Annotated in this window: 14 protein-coding genes; 6 read left to right on the top strand and 8 right to left on the bottom strand. The window is 64.8% G+C overall.

What is annotated here, in order from left to right:
* Nucleotides 1-796 precede the first annotated feature (796 nt).
* The 5 genes from FB460_RS08010 to FB460_RS07990 all read left to right on the top strand — a co-directional run bounded on the left by FB460_RS08010 (nt 797) and on the right by FB460_RS07990 (nt 5883).
* Complete coding sequence (locus tag FB460_RS08010; protein ID WP_142094278.1) at nt 797-1408, top strand: ATP-dependent Clp protease proteolytic subunit; 612 nt, start codon at nt 797-799, stop codon at nt 1406-1408.
* 11 nt (nt 1409-1419) lie between these two features.
* Nucleotides 1420-2091 carry an ATP-dependent Clp protease proteolytic subunit gene (locus tag FB460_RS08005; RefSeq protein ID WP_142093614.1) on the top strand — a complete coding sequence of 224 codons (672 nt, stop codon included), beginning with the start codon at nt 1420-1422 and terminating at the stop codon, nt 2089-2091.
* Nucleotides 2092-2202: 111 nt separating this feature from the next.
* Nucleotides 2203-3492, top strand: a complete 1290-nt coding sequence (gene clpX / locus FB460_RS08000; RefSeq protein WP_142093613.1) for an ATP-dependent Clp protease ATP-binding subunit ClpX — start codon at nt 2203-2205, stop codon at nt 3490-3492.
* Nucleotides 3493-3587: 95 nt separating this feature from the next.
* Nucleotides 3588-4862 (top strand): SLC5/6 family protein, encoded by a 1275-nt coding sequence (locus FB460_RS07995; protein ID WP_142093612.1) that lies wholly within the window; start codon nt 3588-3590, stop codon nt 4860-4862.
* Nucleotides 4863-4908: 46 nt separating this feature from the next.
* Nucleotides 4909-5883 carry a serine/threonine-protein kinase gene (locus tag FB460_RS07990; protein WP_142093611.1) on the top strand — a complete coding sequence of 325 codons (975 nt, stop codon included), beginning with the start codon at nt 4909-4911 and terminating at the stop codon, nt 5881-5883.
* Nucleotides 5884-5889: 6 nt separating this feature from the next.
* On the opposite strand, the gene FB460_RS07985 is transcribed toward FB460_RS07990, so the two are convergent.
* Genes FB460_RS07985 through FB460_RS07975 form a run of 3 tightly spaced genes read right to left on the bottom strand, consistent with a single transcriptional unit; the run spans nt 5890 to nt 11427 of the window.
* The gene (locus FB460_RS07985) at nt 5890-7719 is read right to left on the bottom strand and encodes a vWA domain-containing protein (RefSeq protein WP_142093610.1); all 1830 of its coding nucleotides are present in this window, start codon (nt 7717-7719) and stop codon (nt 5890-5892) included.
* Nucleotides 7720-7746: 27 nt separating this feature from the next.
* Nucleotides 7747-9570, bottom strand: a complete 1824-nt coding sequence (locus FB460_RS07980; RefSeq protein ID WP_142093609.1) for a vWA domain-containing protein — start codon at nt 9568-9570, stop codon at nt 7747-7749.
* 27 nt (nt 9571-9597) lie between these two features.
* Complete coding sequence (locus tag FB460_RS07975; protein ID WP_142093608.1) at nt 9598-11427, bottom strand: vWA domain-containing protein; 1830 nt, start codon at nt 11425-11427, stop codon at nt 9598-9600.
* Nucleotides 11428-11522: 95 nt separating this feature from the next.
* On the opposite strand from FB460_RS07975, the gene FB460_RS07970 reads away from it, so the two are divergent.
* Entirely contained in the window at nt 11523-12047 is a 525-nt protein-coding gene (locus tag FB460_RS07970) for a DNA-binding protein (RefSeq protein WP_142093607.1), read from the top strand.
* Between the two features lie 271 nt (nt 12048-12318).
* Here the strand turns inward: FB460_RS07970 and FB460_RS07965 are convergent, their stop codons facing one another.
* The 5 genes from FB460_RS07965 to FB460_RS07945 form a co-directional block, all read right to left on the bottom strand.
* Nucleotides 12319-14487 carry a RecQ family ATP-dependent DNA helicase gene (locus FB460_RS07965; protein ID WP_142093606.1) on the bottom strand — a complete coding sequence of 723 codons (2169 nt, stop codon included), beginning with the start codon at nt 14485-14487 and terminating at the stop codon, nt 12319-12321.
* Between the two features lie 100 nt (nt 14488-14587).
* Nucleotides 14588-15982: a short-chain fatty acid transporter gene (locus FB460_RS07960; RefSeq protein ID WP_211345912.1), complete on the bottom strand. Its 1395-nt coding sequence runs from the start codon at nt 15980-15982 to the stop codon at nt 14588-14590.
* A gap of 155 nt (nt 15983-16137) precedes the next feature.
* Nucleotides 16138-18687, bottom strand: a complete 2550-nt coding sequence (gene valS / locus FB460_RS07955; RefSeq protein WP_142093605.1) for a valine--tRNA ligase — start codon at nt 18685-18687, stop codon at nt 16138-16140.
* 32 nt (nt 18688-18719) lie between these two features.
* The gene (locus FB460_RS07950; RefSeq protein ID WP_142093604.1) at nt 18720-19466 is read right to left on the bottom strand and encodes a DsbA family protein; all 747 of its coding nucleotides are present in this window, start codon (nt 19464-19466) and stop codon (nt 18720-18722) included.
* Between the two features lie 72 nt (nt 19467-19538).
* Nucleotides 19539-20096 carry a MauE/DoxX family redox-associated membrane protein gene (locus tag FB460_RS07945; protein ID WP_246044327.1) on the bottom strand — a complete coding sequence of 186 codons (558 nt, stop codon included), beginning with the start codon at nt 20094-20096 and terminating at the stop codon, nt 19539-19541.
* Nucleotides 20097-20100 lie beyond the last annotated feature (4 nt).

Below are 20100 nucleotides of genomic sequence, written 5' to 3'. Positions count from 1 at the left end.
ACGTGTGGTTTCAACGATCAGAGACGGCGCGCGCTCTCGTGCCTTCGTGTCGACAACCCTGGGGACCTTGTCAATGCGGCCCTTGCCAATGTGGCTCTTTGTCAACGCGGCCCTTGCCAATGTGGCTCTTTGTCAACGTGGCTCCTTGTCAATGCGGACCCTTCGAACTCATTCCGCAGAGTTCGAAGAGGCCGGCAGCCGATCACACCGGCCGTTTGGTTCGCCCTGGGGGACCTGTCAACCAAATACGCGGCAGACCCTCGTTCCACCTTGACGTTGTGCCGGGTCTGTGCGGCGTTACGTCGAGGTGGGGTGGCGTCAGCAACGTTTTGGGGTGCTGTTGCGGGTTCATCTCTGCGTTGTGCCGGGTCTGTGCGGCGTTACGTCGAGGTGGGGTGGCGTCAGCAACGTTCTGATATCGGGTGTCCGCGGCGGGGCGGGTCAGGTGACCAAACCCTCCTCGGCCCCGCCGCATACGCACTCTCAACCACAAGTGCGCGGACACCTTCTGATGGTAACCAGCCCGCCGCTCGGACGCTCGCCGATCTGCCCGATCCCCAGCGCTGATTCGGCGGTGGGGCTCGAAGCGTGCACCCGCGGCGAACATCCGCGTTCGCGGTGGGCACCCGCATCCACGGCGGGCACCCACACCCACGGTGGGCACCCGCATCCGAGGTCGCACCCGCATCCACGGCGAACACTTGTGCCCACAGCGAACACAGGGGGAGATGCTCCGATTCTGTCGGGCCGCTCGGGTAGCGTCGAAGGCGTGAATCAGCAGAGCAATCTTCCAGGCATGCCCGGGCCGCGTGCGGCCTCGGCTTCCTCGACCGGTATCAGCATGACCGACAACGTCTATCAGTCGTTGCTGCAGAACCGCATCATCTTCCTCGGCTCCGAGGTGCGCGACGAGAACGCCAACGCGATCTGCGCACAGATGCTGCTGCTCAACGCCGAAGATCCCGAATCGGACATCTTCCTGTACATCAACAGCCCCGGCGGTTCGGTCGACTCCGGCATGGCGATCTACGACACCATGCAGTGGATCTCCAATGATGTGGCCACCGTGGCCATGGGGCTGGCGGCATCGATGGGCCAGTTCCTGCTGTCCGCCGGCGCGAAGGGCAAGCGGTACGCGCTGCCGCACAGCCGCATCATGATGCACCAGCCCTCCGGTGGCCTCGGCGGCACCGCCTCCGACATCCGGATCCAGGCCGAGCAGTCGTTGCACCTCAAGCGTCTGTTGGCCGATCTCATCGCCGAGCACACCGGCCAGAGCGTGGACCAGATCAACGCCGATTCCGATCGGGACCGCTGGTTCACCGCCGAGCAGGCGCTCGAGTACGGCTTCATCGACCACGTCTACCGCCAGGCCTCGCAGATCACCAGCGACGCCCCGAACAACTGAAGGAGGGCGTGATGAACTTCGAGATGCCCCAGATGCCCCAGATGAACCAGATGCCGCAGACACCACCCATGTCGCCGTCGATGGATTACTACATCCCGCAGTGGGAGGAGCGAACCTCCTACGGCACGCGCCGGATCGATCCGTACACCAAGCTGTTCGAGGATCGCATCATCTTCCTCGGTACCCCGGTGACCGACGACATCGCCAATGCCGTCATGGCCCAGCTGCTCTGCCTGCAGTCGATGGACCCCGAGCGTCAGATCAGCATGTACATCAACAGCCCCGGCGGCTCGTTCACCGCGATGACGGCGATCTACGACACCATGCGCTACATCAAGCCCGATGTGCAGACCGTCTGCTTGGGTATGGCCGCCTCGGCCGCTGCCGTGCTGCTCGCGGCCGGCACCAAGGGCAAGCGGGTCGCGCTGCCGAACTCGACGATCCTGATCCATCAGCCCTCGACTGGGCAGGCGTCCTACGGGCAGTCCTCGGATCTGGAGATCCAGGCGAACGAGATCATGCGCATCCGGTCGCTGATGGAAGACATGATCGCCGACGCGACCGACAAGCCCAAGGAAGAGATCTCCAAGGATGTCGAGCGGGACAAGTACCTGACCGCACAGGAGGCCAAGGAGTACGGCCTCATCGACGACATCTTCGAATCGCTGAAGAACGACAACTGACCCGGCACGAGAATCTCGATCGAGGTTCCTCCCGCGCCCGTCCCGGATCCACGAAGGTGACGCCGGGGCGGGTTAGGGTGTCGGGACTTCGGCAGGAATCAGGAGAGTGGGATGGCACGCATCGGTGAGAGCGGTGATCTGTTGAAGTGCTCCTTCTGTGGGAAGAGCCAGAAGCAGGTCAAGAAGCTCATCGCTGGCCCCGGCGTCTACATCTGCGATGAATGCATCGACCTTTGCAACGAGATCATCGAGGAGGAGTTCTCCGAGGGAGGCGACCTCGGACTCATCGATGAATTGCCCAAGCCGCGTCAGATCTTGGAGTTCCTCGACGAATACGTGATCGGGCAGACCAGCGCGAAGAAGGCGCTCTCGGTCGCGGTCTACAACCACTACAAGCGCGTGCAGGCACAGATGGGCGCTACGCCGCGCAGGTCGGCGTCCGATGACGATGTCGAACTCGGCAAGTCGAACATCCTGCTCATCGGCCCCACCGGCTGCGGCAAGACCTATCTCGCCCAGACGCTGGCTCGTATGCTCAACGTGCCGTTCGCCATGGCCGACGCCACCGCTCTCACCGAGGCCGGTTACGTCGGTGAGGACGTCGAGAACATCCTGTTGAAACTCATCCAGGCCGCCGACTTCGACACCAAGCGGGCTGAGACCGGCATCATCTACATCGATGAGATCGACAAGGTCGCGCGCAAGTCCGAGAACCCGTCGATCACCCGTGACGTCTCGGGTGAGGGCGTGCAGCAGGCCCTGCTGAAGATTTTGGAAGGGACGCAGGCGTCCGTGCCTCCGCAGGGTGGACGTAAGCATCCGCATCAGGACTTCATCCAGATCGACACCACGAACATCCTGTTCATCGTCGGTGGCGCCTTCGCCGGGCTGGATCGCATCATCGATGACCGGGTGGGCAAGCGTCCGCTGGGCTTCAACAACGATCCTGAGTCGCGCCGTTCTGCGGCCGAGGCCACTGCGGCAGAAGTGCGTCCGGAGGATCTGCACAAGTTCGGGTTGATCCCCGAGTTCATCGGGCGTCTGCCGATGATCTCGACGGTGGAACCGCTCGACAAGGAGGCGCTGATGCGCATCCTCATCGAGCCACGCAACGCGCTGACCAAGCAGTTCCGCAAACTGTTCGAACTCGATGGGGTCGATCTCGAGCTCACCGAGGACGCCATCGAGGCGGTCGCAGATCTTGCGTTGGAGCGTCAGACCGGTGCTCGTGGTCTGCGGGCCATCCTCGAGGAGACCCTGCTCAACGTGATGTTCGACGTCCCCTCACAGGAGAACATCGCCAAGGTCATCATCACCGGCGACACGGTGCGGGATGGCGCCGAACCCGAGGTCGTGCAGCGTGCCCGCCCCGCCAAGCGGTCACGATCGAAGAGCGCCTGAGATTTTCCGCACTTAAGGTGTGCTTCACCTGAGAGCGCCTGCGTGGCTGAGTAGAATCCGTCCTGACAGTCAACCTCGACCAATGGTGTTCTCACATGACCGAAGATTCTGTGGCCTCCGCCAGCAAGGTGAAGTCCTCCAACCCGCGCATCGTCAATCTGAGCTGGGCCGTCAGCCTGTTCGGCACGGCGGTTGGGGCAGGGATCCTGTTCCTGCCGATCAATGCAGGTGCCAGCGGCGTCTGGCCTCTGCTGATAGTGACGCTTCTGATCGCGCCGATGACGTACTTCTCGCACCGGGCTCTGGCTCGTTTCGTGTGCAAGTCGCCCCGGCAGGGTGAAGACATCACGGTCGTCGCCGAGGATTACTTCGGTACCGGGGTTGGTCGTGCCATCACGTGGCTGTACTTTCTCGCGATCTATCCGATCGTGCTGATCTATGGCGTGGGTATCACCAACACGGTCGAGAGTCTGCTGGAGAACCAGATCGGTGTGGCAGCCCCGCCACGGTGGATCCTCTCCGGTGTGTTGATCGGCCTGATGATGCTGGTGATGATCCTTGGCGAGACGCTCATGCTGATCGTCACGCAGGCCTTGGTCTACCCGTTGATCCTGGCGTTGTTCGGCATCTCACTCTATCTGATCCCATCGTGGGACCTCTCCGGTCTGCAGGGCGACACGTCCTTCTCACCCGGTGGCTTTCTGCTCGCAGTGTGGCTGATCATCCCGGTGCTGGTGTTCGCCTTCAACCATTCGCCGGCAATTTCGCAGTTCTCGTTGGCGATGCAGCGTCAACATGGTGAACGTTCGGCACAGGAGGCGTCGAAGACGTTGATCATCACCACAGGCCTGCTCGTGGTGTTCACCATGTTCTTCGTGTGGTCCTGTGTACTCGCGCTGGGCATGGACGGACTCAGCGACGCCAGGGAGGCGAACATCCCGGTGCTGTCGCACCTCGCGAACGTGTTCGACGCGCCAGTCATCTCATACATGGGGCCGGCCATCGCCATCGCGGCGATCTTCTCCTCATTCTTCGGTCACTACCTCGGAGCCGCCGAGGGCGCGGCCGGTATCGCGCGTGGGCTCATGCCCGAAAAGGCTGAGAAATGGGGCCCCAAGCGACTGGCCGCCGGAGTCGCAGTGTTCATGTTCCTCACGACGTGGGGCGTCGCTGTGGTGAACCCGAGCATCCTCGGTCTCATCGAAAGCCTGTCCGGCCCGGTCATCGCGTCGATCCTGTACATCATGCCGATGATCGCGATCTACAAGGTGGAGGCTCTCAAGCCGTTCCGCAAGGCGTACAGCAACTACTTCGTGATCGTGATGGGCGTCATCGCCATCGGCGGTATCTTCCTGGGCTTCTTCAACTGACGCGGTGCCCGCATGGCCGGGCATCCATGACCTAGCCTGACTGGTGATGAACAACTCCACGCCTTCCACCGTCCCCAGCGTCATCGCCGGGCGTTTCGAACTGCGCGAACAGATCGGCTCAGGTGGCATGGGGGCGGTGTGGCGTGCCTTCGACCGCAAGAGCAACCATGAGGTGGCGGTCAAGCAGTTGTCTGATGCGGGATCGTCGAATCTGCTGCGTTTCGTGCGTGAGCAGGGACTGCGGTTCGATCACCCGCACATCGTGGCGCCGAGTGGCTGGGCCGCCGATGACGACACCGTGGTGCTCAGCATGGATCTCGTTCGCGGCGGCACCGTGGAGACCTTCATTCGCGATCACGGGGCACTCCCGGAAACCTTCGTCGCGGTGCTTGTGCACCAACTCGTGCAGGCCCTCGGGGAGATCCATCGCCACGGGGTCGTGCACCGCGATATCAAGCCGGCGAACCTCCTGTTGGAGGCCACCGGAACTGGCCGCCCTTGTCTGCGTGTCGCCGACTTCGGAGTCGCCGTGGTCCGGGATGAGCCGCGCCTGACCGAAACGATGATGAGTATCGGGACGCCCGGCTATCTGGCACCGGACCTCGCGCTGGGCGCCGAACCGGCACCGATGCATGACCTGTACGCCGCCGGAGTCGTCGGCAAACGACTGCTCACCGGAGAGCGCGCCGGGGAGGTGCCCGTCTCTTTTCCGGCACGGCTGTGGCCGCTGCTGGCCTGGATGACCCACCCAGATCCCGCCCAACGTCCCCGCGATGCCGACGCGGTGTTGGCGGTCATGGCCAGTGAACATCTCGTTCCCGACGGTGCACCGTGGGCCGATTTCCCCGACGCCCCGTGCGTCTTCGACCAGTTCGCCACTGATCCGACACCGGTCGAACCGACGCGCCTTCAGGACGCGGCACCACCGGAGCGTGTGCGAGGTCTGAAGGTGCTGGCCATCGGATCGTTCGCGGCGTCGTTCCTGCTGCTCCTCGCAGCGGTTGCGGTGCTTGTGCTCTGACCGGCGTCAGAGTCGACGCAGGAACCAGACCGCACCGAGGCCCAGACCGGCCAGGAGTACAGCTCCTCCGGCGAGCCCGCCGATGAGGCCCCAGTTCTGACCGCTGCTCCCATCATCGGACTCTTGCTCTCCTTCGGGTCGGGGTGCATCGGGCCCAGGCTGCGGCTCCTCGGCCTCCCGGTACGTGGGTTCCCCGGTCCCGGCGTCGCCCATGACATCGACTTGGAGCGTGCCGGGTGTTTCGAGGTTGAGGGAGGTGTTCTCGTCGGCGTCACCGCCGGCGACGACCACGTAATACCGTCCCGGAAGAGCGGTCTGCCCGCGCGCGCCCACTTCGCCCCGGTTGTTGTACCGGACCTCGGGAGTCGCGTTCTTCAGAGTGACGCCGTCGTTGAGATTGCCGAAGGATTCGGTGCCCAGGTCACCACTCGGGGAACCGAACTGGCTGTAGATGTCGATCGACCAGTGCATGTAGATGTTCTCACCGGCCTCCATCGACGCCTGGGCCTGCAGGCTCTGGCCCCAGTCGAGGTCGACAGCGAAGAACTGGACCTCGCCACGAGTGAGGTTGATGGGGTGAGCGGAGCCGGGCTCCAGCACGGGCGCGTCGGCGAGGGAAGCACCGCCGATCAGGGGGTCGCCGTCGGCTTTCTCCTCGGGCATGTCCTGCCATTGCGGCGACGACGCGGCTTCGGGGAGTGATTCGGGGTCCTCCACTGCGGGCTCATCGACGATGGTGAACTGGACCGGCAGCTCGGTGTCCTGATCCAGGGACAACTGCAGCAGGAGTTCGTCGCTGGGCTCGGTGCAGGCAGTGGTGAACGTGCTGGAGACGCTGGGGACCGCCACACCTCCGAGGTTGAAGCCGTCCCCGCCTCGGGTGGAGGACTTGTCCCACGAGCAGTCGTCGTCGAGATCGTTCGGGTGGTACCAGCGGATGGCCAGGGCATAGCCCCGGTCGGCGGCGTTCTGGATGAAACCACCGGCCCACAGGGTGTTCTCGGCCATGGCCCGTGGGACGCGGTACCAGCGGGGCTCTTCGTTGGCGGGCAAGGTGTCGGTGTACGTGCCGGGTTCGAGGACGGGCGCGTCTTCGGGGGTCGGGGAGCCGGTGACGGGCTCACCGGACATCGTTAATCCCTGTCCGGTGCGTTTGGCCGCTTGGTTGAGGGCTTCTTCGAGATCTTCGGCGTTGTCCACGTCGTAGTACTCGCCCTTGCCTTTGTCGGCGATGCATTGCAGCTGCTCCTTGGCCTTGCCGGAGACGTTGAGGCCGATGACGTTCACTGAGACGTCGATGCCTTTCTCAGCGAGTTCGGCGGCAGCCGGGCAGGGGTCGGGGACGCACGTTTCCTCGCCATCGGAGACGAGGATGACGGTGTACTGCTCATCCTCCCCGGGAGAGCCGATGTCTTTGCCCGCTTCCCGCAGCGAATGATCGATGGGTGTCCAGCCGACGGGTTTGTATTTGTCGACTTCGGTGCGGAGCCGGTCGCGGTTGTCGGTGGCGATGGGGACGACGAGGTCGGAGTCTTTGCAGGATTCGGGGCTGCCTTCGGGGTTGTCGTGGGAGCCGTAGACGCGCAGTCCGAGTTCGGTGTCGTCGGGGGTGTTGTCGATGACGCTGTGGAGGGCTTTTTTGGCGGCGTCGATGCGGGTGGTGCCTCCGCCGGTGGGTTCGGCCATGGAGCCGGAGGAGTCCATGATGAGGTGAACTTTCCGGGTCTGCTTTGTCCCCGGCTCAGGCTCGGCCGAGGCAGGTGCGCTCGAGAGGGAGGTGAGGGCCAACGTGCAGGCGGTGAGGCCGGCGAGGATGCGCGGTGTGATGGCTGGCATGGTGCTCCTTCGGGTGTCGTTGGGGTGTCAGAGTCGACGCAGGAACCAGACCGCACCGAGGCCCAGACCGGCCAGGAGTACAGCTCCTCCGGCGAGCCCGCCGATGAGGCCCCAGTTCTGACCGCTGCTCCCATCATCGGGCTCTTGCTCTCCTTCGGGTCGGGGTGCATCGGGCCCAGGCTGCGGCTCTTCGGCCTCCCGGTACGTGGGTTCCCCGGTCCCGGCGTCGCCGATGACATCCACCTGCAGTGTGCCTGTCTGCTCTTCGTGGAGCTCGTCGGCAGTGTTGGTCTGGCCGCCCACGATCATGATGTAGTACCGGCCCGGAAGGGCGGTGGACTGCACGTCCCCGGACTCCTCGCGGTTCAGGTACCGTACCTCGTGGGTGCCGGCGGTCATCATGAGCGGTTCGTCGGACCTGGTGCCCGAGTCGTAGCTGTCGTGCGGAGCACCGTCGGGGTTGACCGGGACACGCGGCCCAAGGTCGGAGTGGATGTACGTCCACCAGTAGCGGTTCTTGTCGACGCCCTCGAGAGTGATCTGGCTTTGGAGGCGTTGGCCCCAGTCGAGGTCGACGGCGAAGACCTGGGCCTCGCCGGGGGTCAGCCCGATCGGATACGCTCCGGGCTCCAGCACCGTCGCGTCGGCGAAGGACTCCCCGCCGTAGACCGGGGCGCCGGTCGCGGACTCGGTGGGCATGTCCTCCCACTGCGGATCGGCGGGTTCGGGCAATCCGGTGGTATCGGCCGGTGCCTCCTGGATGATGCGTAGGCGCACCGGGATGGCCTCGTCGCCACGGGGCTCGGCGGTCACCTTGAGCAGTAGCTCATCGCCGGGCTCACAGCCGGTGCTTGGGGTGGCCGCGCCGATGAGTGCCACCGGTTCGGCACCCATGTTGCGGCCATATCCGTGGGCGCAGGACGCATCCCCGCCGGGCGGCACGAGCTCGACCTGCACCTGGGTGCTGCCACCGCTGTCGGCGACGTCGTGGATCATCGCCCCGGCCCACACGGTGCCCTCGGCCTGCTCGCGCGGAATCCGATACCAGCGCTCTTGTTCTGCTGCGATCTGGTCGGAGTAGACACCTTCGTTCAGCACCGGAGCGCCCTCGGGGGTGGGAGTTCCCTCCACGGGCTCGCCGTCCACGTTAAAGCGCTGTCCGGTGCGCTTGGCCGCTTGGTTGAGGGCTTCTTCGAGATCTTCGGCGTTGTCCACGTCGTAGTACTCGCCCTTGCCTTTGTCGGCGATGCATTGCAGCTGCTCCTTGGCCTTGCCGGAGACGTTGAGGCCGATGACGTTCACTGAGACGTCGATGCCTTTCTCAGCGAGTTCGGCGGCAGCCGGGCAGGGGTCGGGGACGCACGTTTCCTCGCCATCGGAGACGAGGATGACGGTGTACTGCTCATCCTCCCCGGGAGAGCCGATGTCTTTGCCCGCTTCCCGCAGCGAATGATCGATGGGTGTCCAGCCGACGGGTTTGTATTTGTCGACTTCGGTGCGGAGCCGGTCGCGGTTGTCGGTGGCGATGGGGACGACGAGGTCGGAGTCTTTGCAGGATTCGGGGCTGCCTTCGGGGTTGTCGTGGGAGCCGTAGACGCGCAGTCCGAGTTCGGTGTCGTCGGGGGTGTTGTCGATGACGCTGTGGAGGGCTTTTTTGGCGGCGTCGATGCGGGTGGTGCCTCCGCCGGTGGGTTCGGCCATGGAGCCGGAGGAGTCCATGATGAGGTGAACTTTCCGGGTCTGCTTTGTCCCCGGCTCAGGCTCGGCCGAGGCAGGTGCGCTCGAGAGGGAGGTGAGGGCCAACGTGCAGGCGGTGAGGCCGGCGAGGATGCGCGGTGTGATGGCTGGCATGGTGCTCCTTCGGGTGTCGTTGGGGTGTCAGAGTCGACGCAGGAACCAGACCGCACCGACGCCCAGACCGGCCAGGAGTACAGCTCCTCCGGCGAGCCCGCCGATGAGGCCCCAGTTCTGACCGCTGCTCCCATCATCGGACTCTTGCTCTCCTTCGGGTCGGGGTGCATCGGGCCCAGGCTGCGGCTCTTCGGCCTCCCGGTACGTGGGTTCCCCGGTCCCGGCGTCGCCGATGACATCGACTTGGAGCGTGCCGGGTGTTTCGAGGTTGAGGGAGGTGTTCTCGTCGGCGTCACCGCCGGCGACGACCACGTAGTACCGTCCCGGAAGAGCGGTCTGCCCGACCACGCCCACTTCGCCCCGGTTGTTGTACCGGATCTCGGGAGTCGCGTTTTTCAGGGTGACGCCGTCCTTCAGCAGCCCGAAGGATTCGGCGCCCAAATCACCACTCGCGGTACCGAACTGGCTGTAGATCTCGATGGACCAATGCATCTGGACGAGCTCGCCGGCTTCCATCGACGCCTGGGCCTGTAGGCTCTGGCCCCAGTCGAGGTCGACAGCGAAGAACTGGACCTCGCCACGGGTGAGGTTGATGGGGTGAGCGGAGCCGGGCTCCAGCACGGGCGCGTCGGCGAGGGAAGCACCGCCGATCAGGGGGTCGCCGTCGGCTTTCTCCTCGGGCATGTCCTGCCATTGCGGCGACGACGCGGCTTCGGGGAGTGATTCGGGGTCCTCCACTGCGGGCTCATCGACGATGGTGAACTGGACCGGCAGCTCGGTGTCCTGATCCAGGGACAACTGCAGCAGGAGTTCGTCGCTGGGCTCGGTGCAGGCAGTGGTGAACGTGGTGGACACGCTGGGGACCGCCACGCCCCCGAGATGGAACCCGTCCCCGGCCCGGGTGGAGGATTTGTCCCAGAAGCAGTCGTCTTCGGGATCGTTCGGGTGGTACCAGCGGATGGCCAGGGCATTTCCCCGGTCGGCGGCGTTCTGGATGAAACCACCGGCCCACAGGGTGTTCTCGGCCATGGCTCGTGGGACGCGGTACCAGCGGGGCTCTTCGTTGGCGGGCAAGGTGTCGGTGTACGTGCCGGGTTCGAGGACGGGCGCGTCTTCGGGGGTCGGGGAGCCGGTGACGGGCTCACCGGACATCGTTAATCCCTGTCCGGTGCGTTTGGCCGCTTGGTTGAGGGCTTCTTCGAGATCTTCGGCGTTGTCCACGTCGTAGTACTCGCCCTTGCCTTTGTCGGCGATGCATTGCAGCTGCTCCTTGGCCTTGCCGGAGACGTTGAGGCCGATGACGTTCACTGAGACGTCGATGCCTTTCTCAGCGAGTTCGGCGGCAGCCGGGCAGGGGTCGGGGACGCACGTTTCCTCGCCATCGGAGACGAGGATGACGGTGTACTGCTCATCCTCCCCGGGAGAGCCGATGTCTTTGCCCGCTTCCCGCAGCGAATGATCGATGGGTGTCCAGCCGACGGGTTTGTATTTGTCGACTTCGGTGCGGAGCCGGTCGCGGTTGTCGGTGGCGATGGGGACGACGAGGTCGGAGTCTTTGCAGGATTCGGGGCTGCCTTCGGGGTTGTCGTGGGAGCCGTAGACGCGCAGTCCGAGTTCGGTGTCGTCGGGGGTGTTGTCGATGACGCTGTGGAGGGCTTTTTTGGCGGCGTCGATGCGGGTGGTGCCTCCGCCGGTGGGTTCGGCCATGGAGCCGGAGGAGTCCATGATGAGGTGAACTTTCCGGGTCTGCTTTGTCCCCGGCTCAGGCTCGGCCGAGGCAGGTGCGCTCGAGAGGGAGGTGAGGGCCAACGTGCAGGCGGTGAGGCCGGCGAGGATGCGCGGTGTGATGGCTGGCATGGTGCTCCTTCTCCTGGCTGAGTGGTCAAAAGTTTCCGAAAGGAAACATATGGTTCCGGTCGGGTTTGAGTCAAGCTCTAGTAAAGTTCGGAGTCATGGACGCGAACATGGGCAGCCAGCGACGACTCTACGGCGAACCGGTGTCCGACATCGTCGCACGCATCGTGCGCTTTCTCGGTATGAACCAGTCGCAGATCGCGCGCGGCATCGGCTTGTCAGCTCCCATGCTCTCGCATCTGGTCGCTGGGAGGCGTGTCAAGATCGGCAATCCGCATGCCCTCGCCCGCCTGCGCGGTCTCAACGACCTGGCTCTCGGCGTCGAATCCGGGGTCGTGCCGCCCGCCGAGGTCGAGGTGCGCGTCGCTGAAGTCGTCGACGCGCATTACGAATGGAATGAGCAGACGACCAGGCAACTGCGTCGGCGACCCGACAAGCGAGATGAAGAGGCCGCCGTCCACGATGTCCAGGCCTTGTTTCGGTCCGTGGCCAGCGCGGAGGAGTGGCTCGAGGTCGTGGCGTCGCTGCGGGTGAGCCACCCCCGCGTCGCCGAGTTGTTGCATGCTTATGGCATCGCCCGCAGCGACGAGGCCTTGGCCCACTGGATGAAGGTCTTGGGCTGAACGCCGCCGTGGGCGGGCTGCCTTCGGGGTGGTCGTGGGAACCGTAGACGCACAGGCCCATGTGGGTGGATCCGTCGGGCATGTCGACGACGTTGTTGAGTGCGTCCTTGATGGCTTGGATGCGGGTGGTGCCGCCGAACACCAGCAGACAGGCGACGACGATGAGGGTGCGGCCGAGAGGGTTGGTCATCGCCCCCTTGGCTTTTCCATGTGGAACTGTGCATTGACACGCGGTGGGGTCGTCAAGGCGCCACGGGCCGGAAGTCCCCGGTCAGGCTTCGAGCGCCAGCGCGAACGGCAGCACGCCCGGGCAGCCTGCTCGCAACAGTTCTCGTGCCACCACCGTCATCGTCCACCCCGTGTCGATGCGGTCATCCACGAGCAGCACGGGGCCGTCGAGCCCGGATAGCTCGGCGGCCATCGCGTCCGGAACCCGCACTCGGCCCCAGATGGACGCCACGCGGTACGTGCTGTTCCCTCGACCCGGCTGGGGGAGCGTCGGATCGAGATCCAGCGACCCCAGATCCACCATGCGGCCCATCGTGGCGATACCGGCAGCAGTGGAACGGACCAACTCCGGCCGTGTCGCAGAGGGGATGGAAACCACCGCTGCCGGGCGCTGCCAGTCCCAGGCGCGCAAGACCTCGATAATTGCTGCGCGCAGTGCCTCGGGCATCGGCTGATCCTGAGGCCGGCCATCGGGCCCGGGGGCGAACAGGGCACGCAGCGTCTGCCCATGGCCAAGATCGGTCAATCGTGCGATGACGCGACCCTCGGCCGGGCGTTCGTCCTCGGGGATCTTTCCCTTGAGCTGGACGCCGCGTTTGGCAAGGCCGCTGGGCCACTGCTTGCGTGGGGTCACCACGACGCCTGCGCGACTCACGACCTCCTGCGCGCGGGTCACCCACTCCGGAGGAACATCGGCTGGATACCACGCCGGTTCCCCACGCGCGGCCAGACAGGTGTCGCAGCGGCCGCAGGGGTGTGCGTTCGGGTCGTCCAGCTGTCGGGTGAGGAACTCCATCCGGCATCCGGTGGTTCTTTCATACGCGAGCATCGCCTCCTGCTCGGATTCCCGGGTCTGAGCGACCCGTCGGTAACGCTCGGCGTCGTACACCCAACGGTTACCCGAGAGCGCCCATTCGCGGCCCTGCTGTTCCACTGCACCTTCGACGGCCAACACCTTGAGCAGCAATTGCAGGGGGGAGCGTCGAAGGTCGACTGCGGCCTCGATCTGCGTGAGCGTCCGCGGGCCGTCGGCGAGCGCGCCGAGAACGGCTTCGGCACGTTCTTCGGAGGGCATCGAGGCGGTGGCGAAGTATGCCCAGATGTCCTTGTCCTCAGCACCTGGCAACAACAGCACGTCAGCGTTCTCCACGGCGCGCCCCGCGCGTCCGATCTGCTGATAGTAGGCCACTGGCGACGATGGAGCTCCGAAGTGGACGACGAAGCCGAGGTCTGGCTTGTCGAAGCCCATCCCCAGCGCGCTGGTGGCGACCACGGCCTTGACCTCGTTGGCCTTGAGCCGCGCCTCGATCTCCTGACGCTCTTCCGGGTCGGTCTGGCCGGTGTAGGCAACGGCGTCATGTCCTGCCTGAGCCAGCAACTCCGCCGTGTCATGAGCGGCGGCCACGGTGAGGGTGTAGATGATGCCGGAGCCTGGAAGCTCGTGGAGATGGGCCAGGAGCCAACCGAGCCGCTGTGTGGGGCTCGCCAGCCGCAGGACGCCCAGACGCAGAGATTCCCGGGCGAGCGCTCCCCGCAGGGTCAACACGTCGTGGGAGGAAGCCGCGCTGGATGGGGCCTGGACGCCCGGATGCGGGACGTCGTGACGCACCGACAGCTGCTCGGCCACGTCATCGACGACGCGTTCGTTGGCGGTGGCGGTGGTGGCGAGCACCGGAACACCGGTGGGGAGGCCGGCGATGAGCTCTCGGATGCGGCGGTAGTCCGGACGGAAGTCGTGGCCCCAATCGGAGATGCAGTGTGCCTCGTCGATCACGAGGAGGCCCAGATTCTCCATGAGGCGTGGCAGGACCTCGGCCCGGAACCTGGGGTTGACGAGCCGTTCGGGCGAGACCAGCAGCAGGTCGATGTCCCCGGTGGCGATCTCATCGAAGATGTCCTGCCACTCGTCGATGTTGCTCGAACTCACCTCCGCCGCACGCAGATGAGCGCGCTGGGCGGCGGCGACCTGGTCGCGCATCAGCGACAGCAACGGCGAGACGATGAGCGTCGGGCCGAAGCCCTGCTGGCGGCGCATCCGACCGGCGACGAAGTAGACCGCCGACTTTCCCCAACCCGTGCGCTGTACGACCAGCACACGGCGCTGGTCACGGACGAGCGCTTCAATGGCTTCGAACTGGCCGGGACGAAAGGTGGCGTCGTCTCGGCGGGTCAGATCGTGGAGGATGCGGACGGCGTCATCACGCAGGGCCATGTAGTCACTGTTTCATGGAACTGCGAAGTTGTTCGGAGATCGGAAATCTCCCCAAGCGTGGCCTCCTCGAGGCAAGAGGAACGGCGCGAAGTGGGTGCCTTCACATCGATACGAGCAACAATGTGGTGGTGAACACGATGCCGGATGCGATCAGGCTGACGGTGGTGTACCCGAGGATGTCGCGCATGCGAAGCCCCGCGATCGCCAACAGCGGCAGCGCCCAGAACGGCTGGATCATGTTGGTCCACTGGTCGCCGTAGGAGACAGCCATGATCGCGACCGCCGGATCGACGCCCAAGCGGTTGGCGGCGTCAAGCATGATCGGGGCCTGCACGGCGAACTGGCCTCCACCGGAGGGGACGAAGAAATTGGTGACGCCGGCGCTGATCAGAGCCAATACCCCGAAGGTCGTCGGTGTCGCCACGCTCACCAGGGCGTTGGAGAAGAGCTCGATGAGACCGCTGGTCTCCATGATCCCGAGGATTCCGGCGTAGAGCGGGAACTGCAGCAGGATGTCCCCGACGTTCGCCGCGGCACGTTTGGTCAGGTGCAGAACCTCGAAGCCATTGCGGGACAGCAGCAGGATCAGGGCCAGGAACGACCAGTTCACGATGTCGAGGCTCAGGCCGCCGCCCTGCACGAAATTCAGTACGAGGTAGGCCACCAGAGCCAGGCCGATCAGCGTCGTCGGGATGCGGCTGGCATCCAGTCGGTCGGCAGGGGTGTGCACGTCGTCCACGTGGTCGGCATCGGGATCGGCGTCGGCGCCCTCGGGGAGCTCATGCGCCTGTTCGGGATCACGCGGCGCGATGAGGAACAACGCCAAACCCACCACGAGAAGCGTCGCGACGATGGCGAGCAGGTTCCATGTGGAGAAGATCGTCCGGGTCACAGGGATCGTCTGCCCATGGAGGGATTCGGCGATGATCGAATCGGCGGTCGCCGCGGTCAGCGGGCCCGATCCGGAGTAACCCATGTGCCAGACGACGAAACCGGAGAAACCGGCGGCCACCAGCATCGGGAAGTGGAGCTTCAGACCCCGTTCACGCCCGACCTTGGCCACCTCTTTGGCCATCAGGGCGCCGACGACCAGACCGAGCCCCCACGTGATCAGCGACGCGACGCCGGCCACCATGAACACGAACAGATAGGCCTGCATGGGGGTGCGGGGGATGGCGGCGAGCCGATCCAGCAGCCGGGAGACCGGTCCAGTGTGCGCGAGCATGTGCCCGAGCATGAGCACCAGAGCCATCTGGGTCATGAACTCGAGAAGGCCCGAGAGTCCTTCGCCCCATCCGCCCAGAACCTCGAGCGGACCGGCCGGGGTCAGCACGAAAGCCAGCGTTGCCACGACGAAGGTCAGCGCGATACCGAAAAACAGTGCAGTCGGCGTCCATTGCTCCACCAATGTGTTGATGGGCTGCATGGCCCGCGACAGGGGCGTGCCTTTTGGACGTGTCTGGCTCTGCTGGTGTGTCTTCCCGGGCTGCGGCATGGATCTCTCCCTCAAGCGGCGCTGCTTCAGGCGGGGACTCTAGCGGAAAACAGCCTCCGGGATAGGGGTGACTCTTCGCAAAACCATCCTCCTGGGCGACTCATGAGGGATGATTTCCCTCATGAGTCGCCGGAGAGGGAAGTTTTGCGAGAGGGCTACTTTCGCTTGGCCGGAGGTTCTCCCAGCACGACATCGTTGACGCCGACCTCATCGCCCTCGAGCCACGTGATGTCACCGGTGATGCTGCCGACAGCCCGCAGATCCTGCTCGATGCTGCGCAATCGCTTCAGAGATTCGGCAGGACCGGCGATGGTGACCGAGAGGATCGGTGTCTTCATCGAGACTTTGGCATCGGACTTGGCTCCGCGGACCCCGATCAGGGCGGAGGCCAGATCAGCGACCAGTTCCGGATCCCCGTCGGCGGGCAGCTCATCGATGGTCGGCCATGACTGGCGATGCACCGAGCCCTCGCGCCACCACGACCAGACCTCCTCGGTCACGAACGGCATGAAGGGGGCGAACAATCGCAGCATCACGTCGAGAGCCTGCGCGAGAGCCGCCCGAGCCGAAGCCGCTGCTTGGTCGTCGCCGTGAGCGCGCTTCTTCACCGTCTCGATGTGGTCGTCGCAGAATGCCCAGAAGAACTGCTCCGCGGCCTCGAGCGCTGAGGTGTAGTCGTAGGAATCGAAGGCATCGGTGGCCCGCTCGATGACCGAGCGCAGGGCCGTCAGCATCGCAAGATCGAGTCCTTCGGTGACCTCACCGTCGATCGGCCCCATGGTCAGGGCGAATTTGGCCGCGTTGAGGATCTTGGTCGCCAGTCGTCGGCCGACCTTCATCTGCGATTCGTCGAACGGGGAGTCCATGCCCGGACGCGCCATGGCCGCGCGCCAGCGCACCGCATCGGGGCCGAAGCGTTCGAGGATGTCGGTGGGCACCACCACATTGCCCTTCGACTTCGACATCTTCTTGCGGTCCGGATCCATCACGAAACCGGAGATGGTCGCCCGCTTCCACGGCAACACGTCGTTCTCGAGGTGTGCCCGGACCACGCGCGAGAACAGCCACGTCCGGATGATGTCGTGGGCCTGAGGGGCCATGTCCATGGGGAAGGTGAGCCCGAACAGCTCGTCATCGCGGCCCCAGCCGGTGGCCAGATGCGGGCTGAGCGATGACGTGGCCCAGGTATCCATCACATCGGGGTCGCCGATGAAACCACCGGGTTGATTGCGTTGGTCGGCGGTGAAGCCCTCCGGTACATCAGACTGCGGATCGATCGGCGGCGACGACTCCTCGGGCATGATCGGGGAGTCGTAGTCGGGCTCGCCATCGGCGTCGAGGCGGTACCAGACGGGGAAGGGAACACCGAAGTAGCGCTGACGCGAGATGAGCCAGTCGCCGTTGAGCCCGTTGACCCAGTTCTCGTAGCGATGGCGCATGTGCGCAGGCACCCACTCGAGCTCGTTGCCGCGATTCAGCAGCTCCTGTTTGAGAGTTTCGTCGCGTCCGCCGTTGCGGATGTACCACTGACGCGTGGAGACGATCTCGAGCGGCTTGGTGCCCTTCTCGAAGAAGTTGGCCTTGCGCTGTGTCTTCTCCGGTTCGCCGAGCATGTCACCGGATTCACGCAGCATCTCCACCAGGGCTTCACGGGCCGAGTGAGTGGTCTTGCCCGCGATCTGCTCGTACGGGGCGGTGTTCACCAGCCACTCCGGGGTTTCACGCAGGAGACGCCCATCTCGGCCGATGACGGTGCGGGTGGGGAGCTGGAGTTCTCGCCACCACTGCACGTCGGTCAGATCGCCGAAGGTGCAGCACATGGCGATACCGGCGCCCTTGTCCATCTCGGCCGCCGCGTGGGCGAGCACGGGGATTTCCACATCGAACAGTGGTGAGCGCACCGACGTGCCGAACAGCGGTTGGAAACGCTCATCATCGGGATGGGCGATCAGGGCACATACTGCGGGCAGGAGCTCAGGGCGCGTGGTCTCGATCTGCACGTATTCCCCGGGTGCATCGACCTTCTCGAAACGCAGCGTGTGGTACGCGCCGGGGTAGTCACGAGCCTCGAGCTCGGCCTGCGCCACGGCGGTCTGGAAGGTCACGTCCCACAGCGTCGGTGCATGGGAGAGATAGGCCTCACCCCGTGCGACATTGCGCAGGAAGGCCTTCTGGGCCACGGCCTGCGAGTCGTCGGAGATGGTCGTGTAGAGCTGGTTCCAGTCCACCGACAGGCCGACCTGACGCCAGAGATCCTCGAAGGCCTTCTCATCCACCTGAGTCAGCTCGTGGCACAGCTCCACGAAGTTCTTGCGGCTGATCGGAACCTGCTTCTTGGGATCCGGCTTCTCCGGGGGCGTGAAATCGGGGTCGTAGGGGACCGACGGATCACAGCGGACTCCGTAGAAGTTCTGCACACGACGCTCGGTGGGCAGCCCGTTGTCGTCCCACCCGATGGGGTAGAACACCTGCTTGCCGAGCATGCGCTGATAGCGCGCCACCACGTCGGTGTGTGTGTAGCTGAATACATGCCCGACGTGCAGGGACCCCGAGACCGTGGGCGGTGGGGTGTCGATCGAGAACACCTCGTCCCGGGATCCGGGACGTACGAACGCGTAGGTCTGGTCGGACTCCCAACGGGCCGACCAGGTGTCGGCCAGCCCATCGAGTGTCGGCTTCTCCGGAACGCGTGCGTGTGAAGTCATGCGCGTCAGCATAGTGGGCGCACGCGGCGGTATCAGTTCAAGACGGCTTCGCGGAATGCCTCGGGATCACCGATGCCCTTGAGGTCGATCTCCTCGCCGTCGACGCGCACCGTCGGGGTCCCGGTGATGCCGGCCTTGGCCGCTTCCGTATCGACCTTCTTGACATAGCCGTCGAACTTCTTCTGGTCGAAACACTGCTGGAAGGAGGTGAGAGCCTCACCTTCCATGCCGATCTGTTGTGGGATCTGCTCGCGCAACAAGGCTTCGCTGTAGCCGCTGCCCTCGGCAGGCTGATTGGCGAACACGGAGGTGTGGTAGTCCTCGTAGAGCCCTTGGGCATCTGCACAGTACGCGCCGTTGGTGGCCATCGTCGACGAGTCGTTGCGCAGATTTCGTTCCATGAACGTCATCGTGTGGTAGGTGATCTTGACCTCACCGGATTGGGCCATCGATTCCAGCGTCCCTGCCATCTGCTGCTCGAACTGCTTGCATGCCGGGCACTGGTAGTCGAAGTAGATCTCGAGTTCCTTGGCATCGGGGCCAGCGGTGTCGGGGTTCATCACGATGCCGGTCCGTGCTTCGTTGGCGCTCGGAGGAATCGTCGCCTCCTGCCCGGAACGGATCTGCAGCCACGCCATGATGCCGCCACCGACGACTGCCAGCACCGCCACGACCACGACGACGGTGATGACGATGCTCCGATTGCGCTGCTTGCGCGCCTCGGCCTGCTGCATGGCTCGCAGCTGTGCACGCCGGTTGTCGAAATCCTTTTTAGCCATCAGTCCTCGCAGTTGTCGTGATCGTTGCCGTTGTCATGGTCGGTTCGGGGAGGGTGGTTCGCAGGGGCTGGTTCAGGCCCGGGATTCGAGCTCGTCAGGAGTGGAATCCGGCTCGTCTGATTCCACGGAGAACTCCGGGGCCCCGAACAGGGCCTCATCGGCGCTGAATCTACTCCGTGGACGCCACACCAGCCATGCTCCTGTCAGGAACAGGGCGATATCGCGTGCGATCTCCCACGGGTAGGCGGCCCGTGCCTCTTCCCAGGCGACCTCGCCACCGCCTCCGAAACAGCCGCAATCGATGGAGATGCCGCGAGCCCACGCCTGGGAGATCGCAAAGATGAACACCAACATGAACCCGGCGCCGGCCAGTCCCGCCCAGCGTGTGAGCAGTCCGGTGATGAGAAGCAGACCGACCAGCACTTCCAGAAAGGGCATCGTGTACCCCACCGCCATGGTGATCCCGTACGGCAGCACGTCATATCCGCGCACGGCGAGCACCGACTGCTCCAGTGCGGGGATCTTGATGGCGCCGGCCACCAGGAGGACACCGCCCAGGATGAGACGACATGCAAGGCCGATCCAGTCGAACATCGCGGAGCGACGGTTGGTGCTGTCGGGCAAGCTCATGGGC

Origin of the sequence: Propioniferax innocua, assembly GCF_006716235.1 — a bacterium.
Classification (GTDB): domain Bacteria; phylum Actinomycetota; class Actinomycetes; order Propionibacteriales; family Propionibacteriaceae; genus Propioniferax; species Propioniferax innocua.
This window is presented reverse-complemented; position numbering and strand designations above follow the sequence as displayed.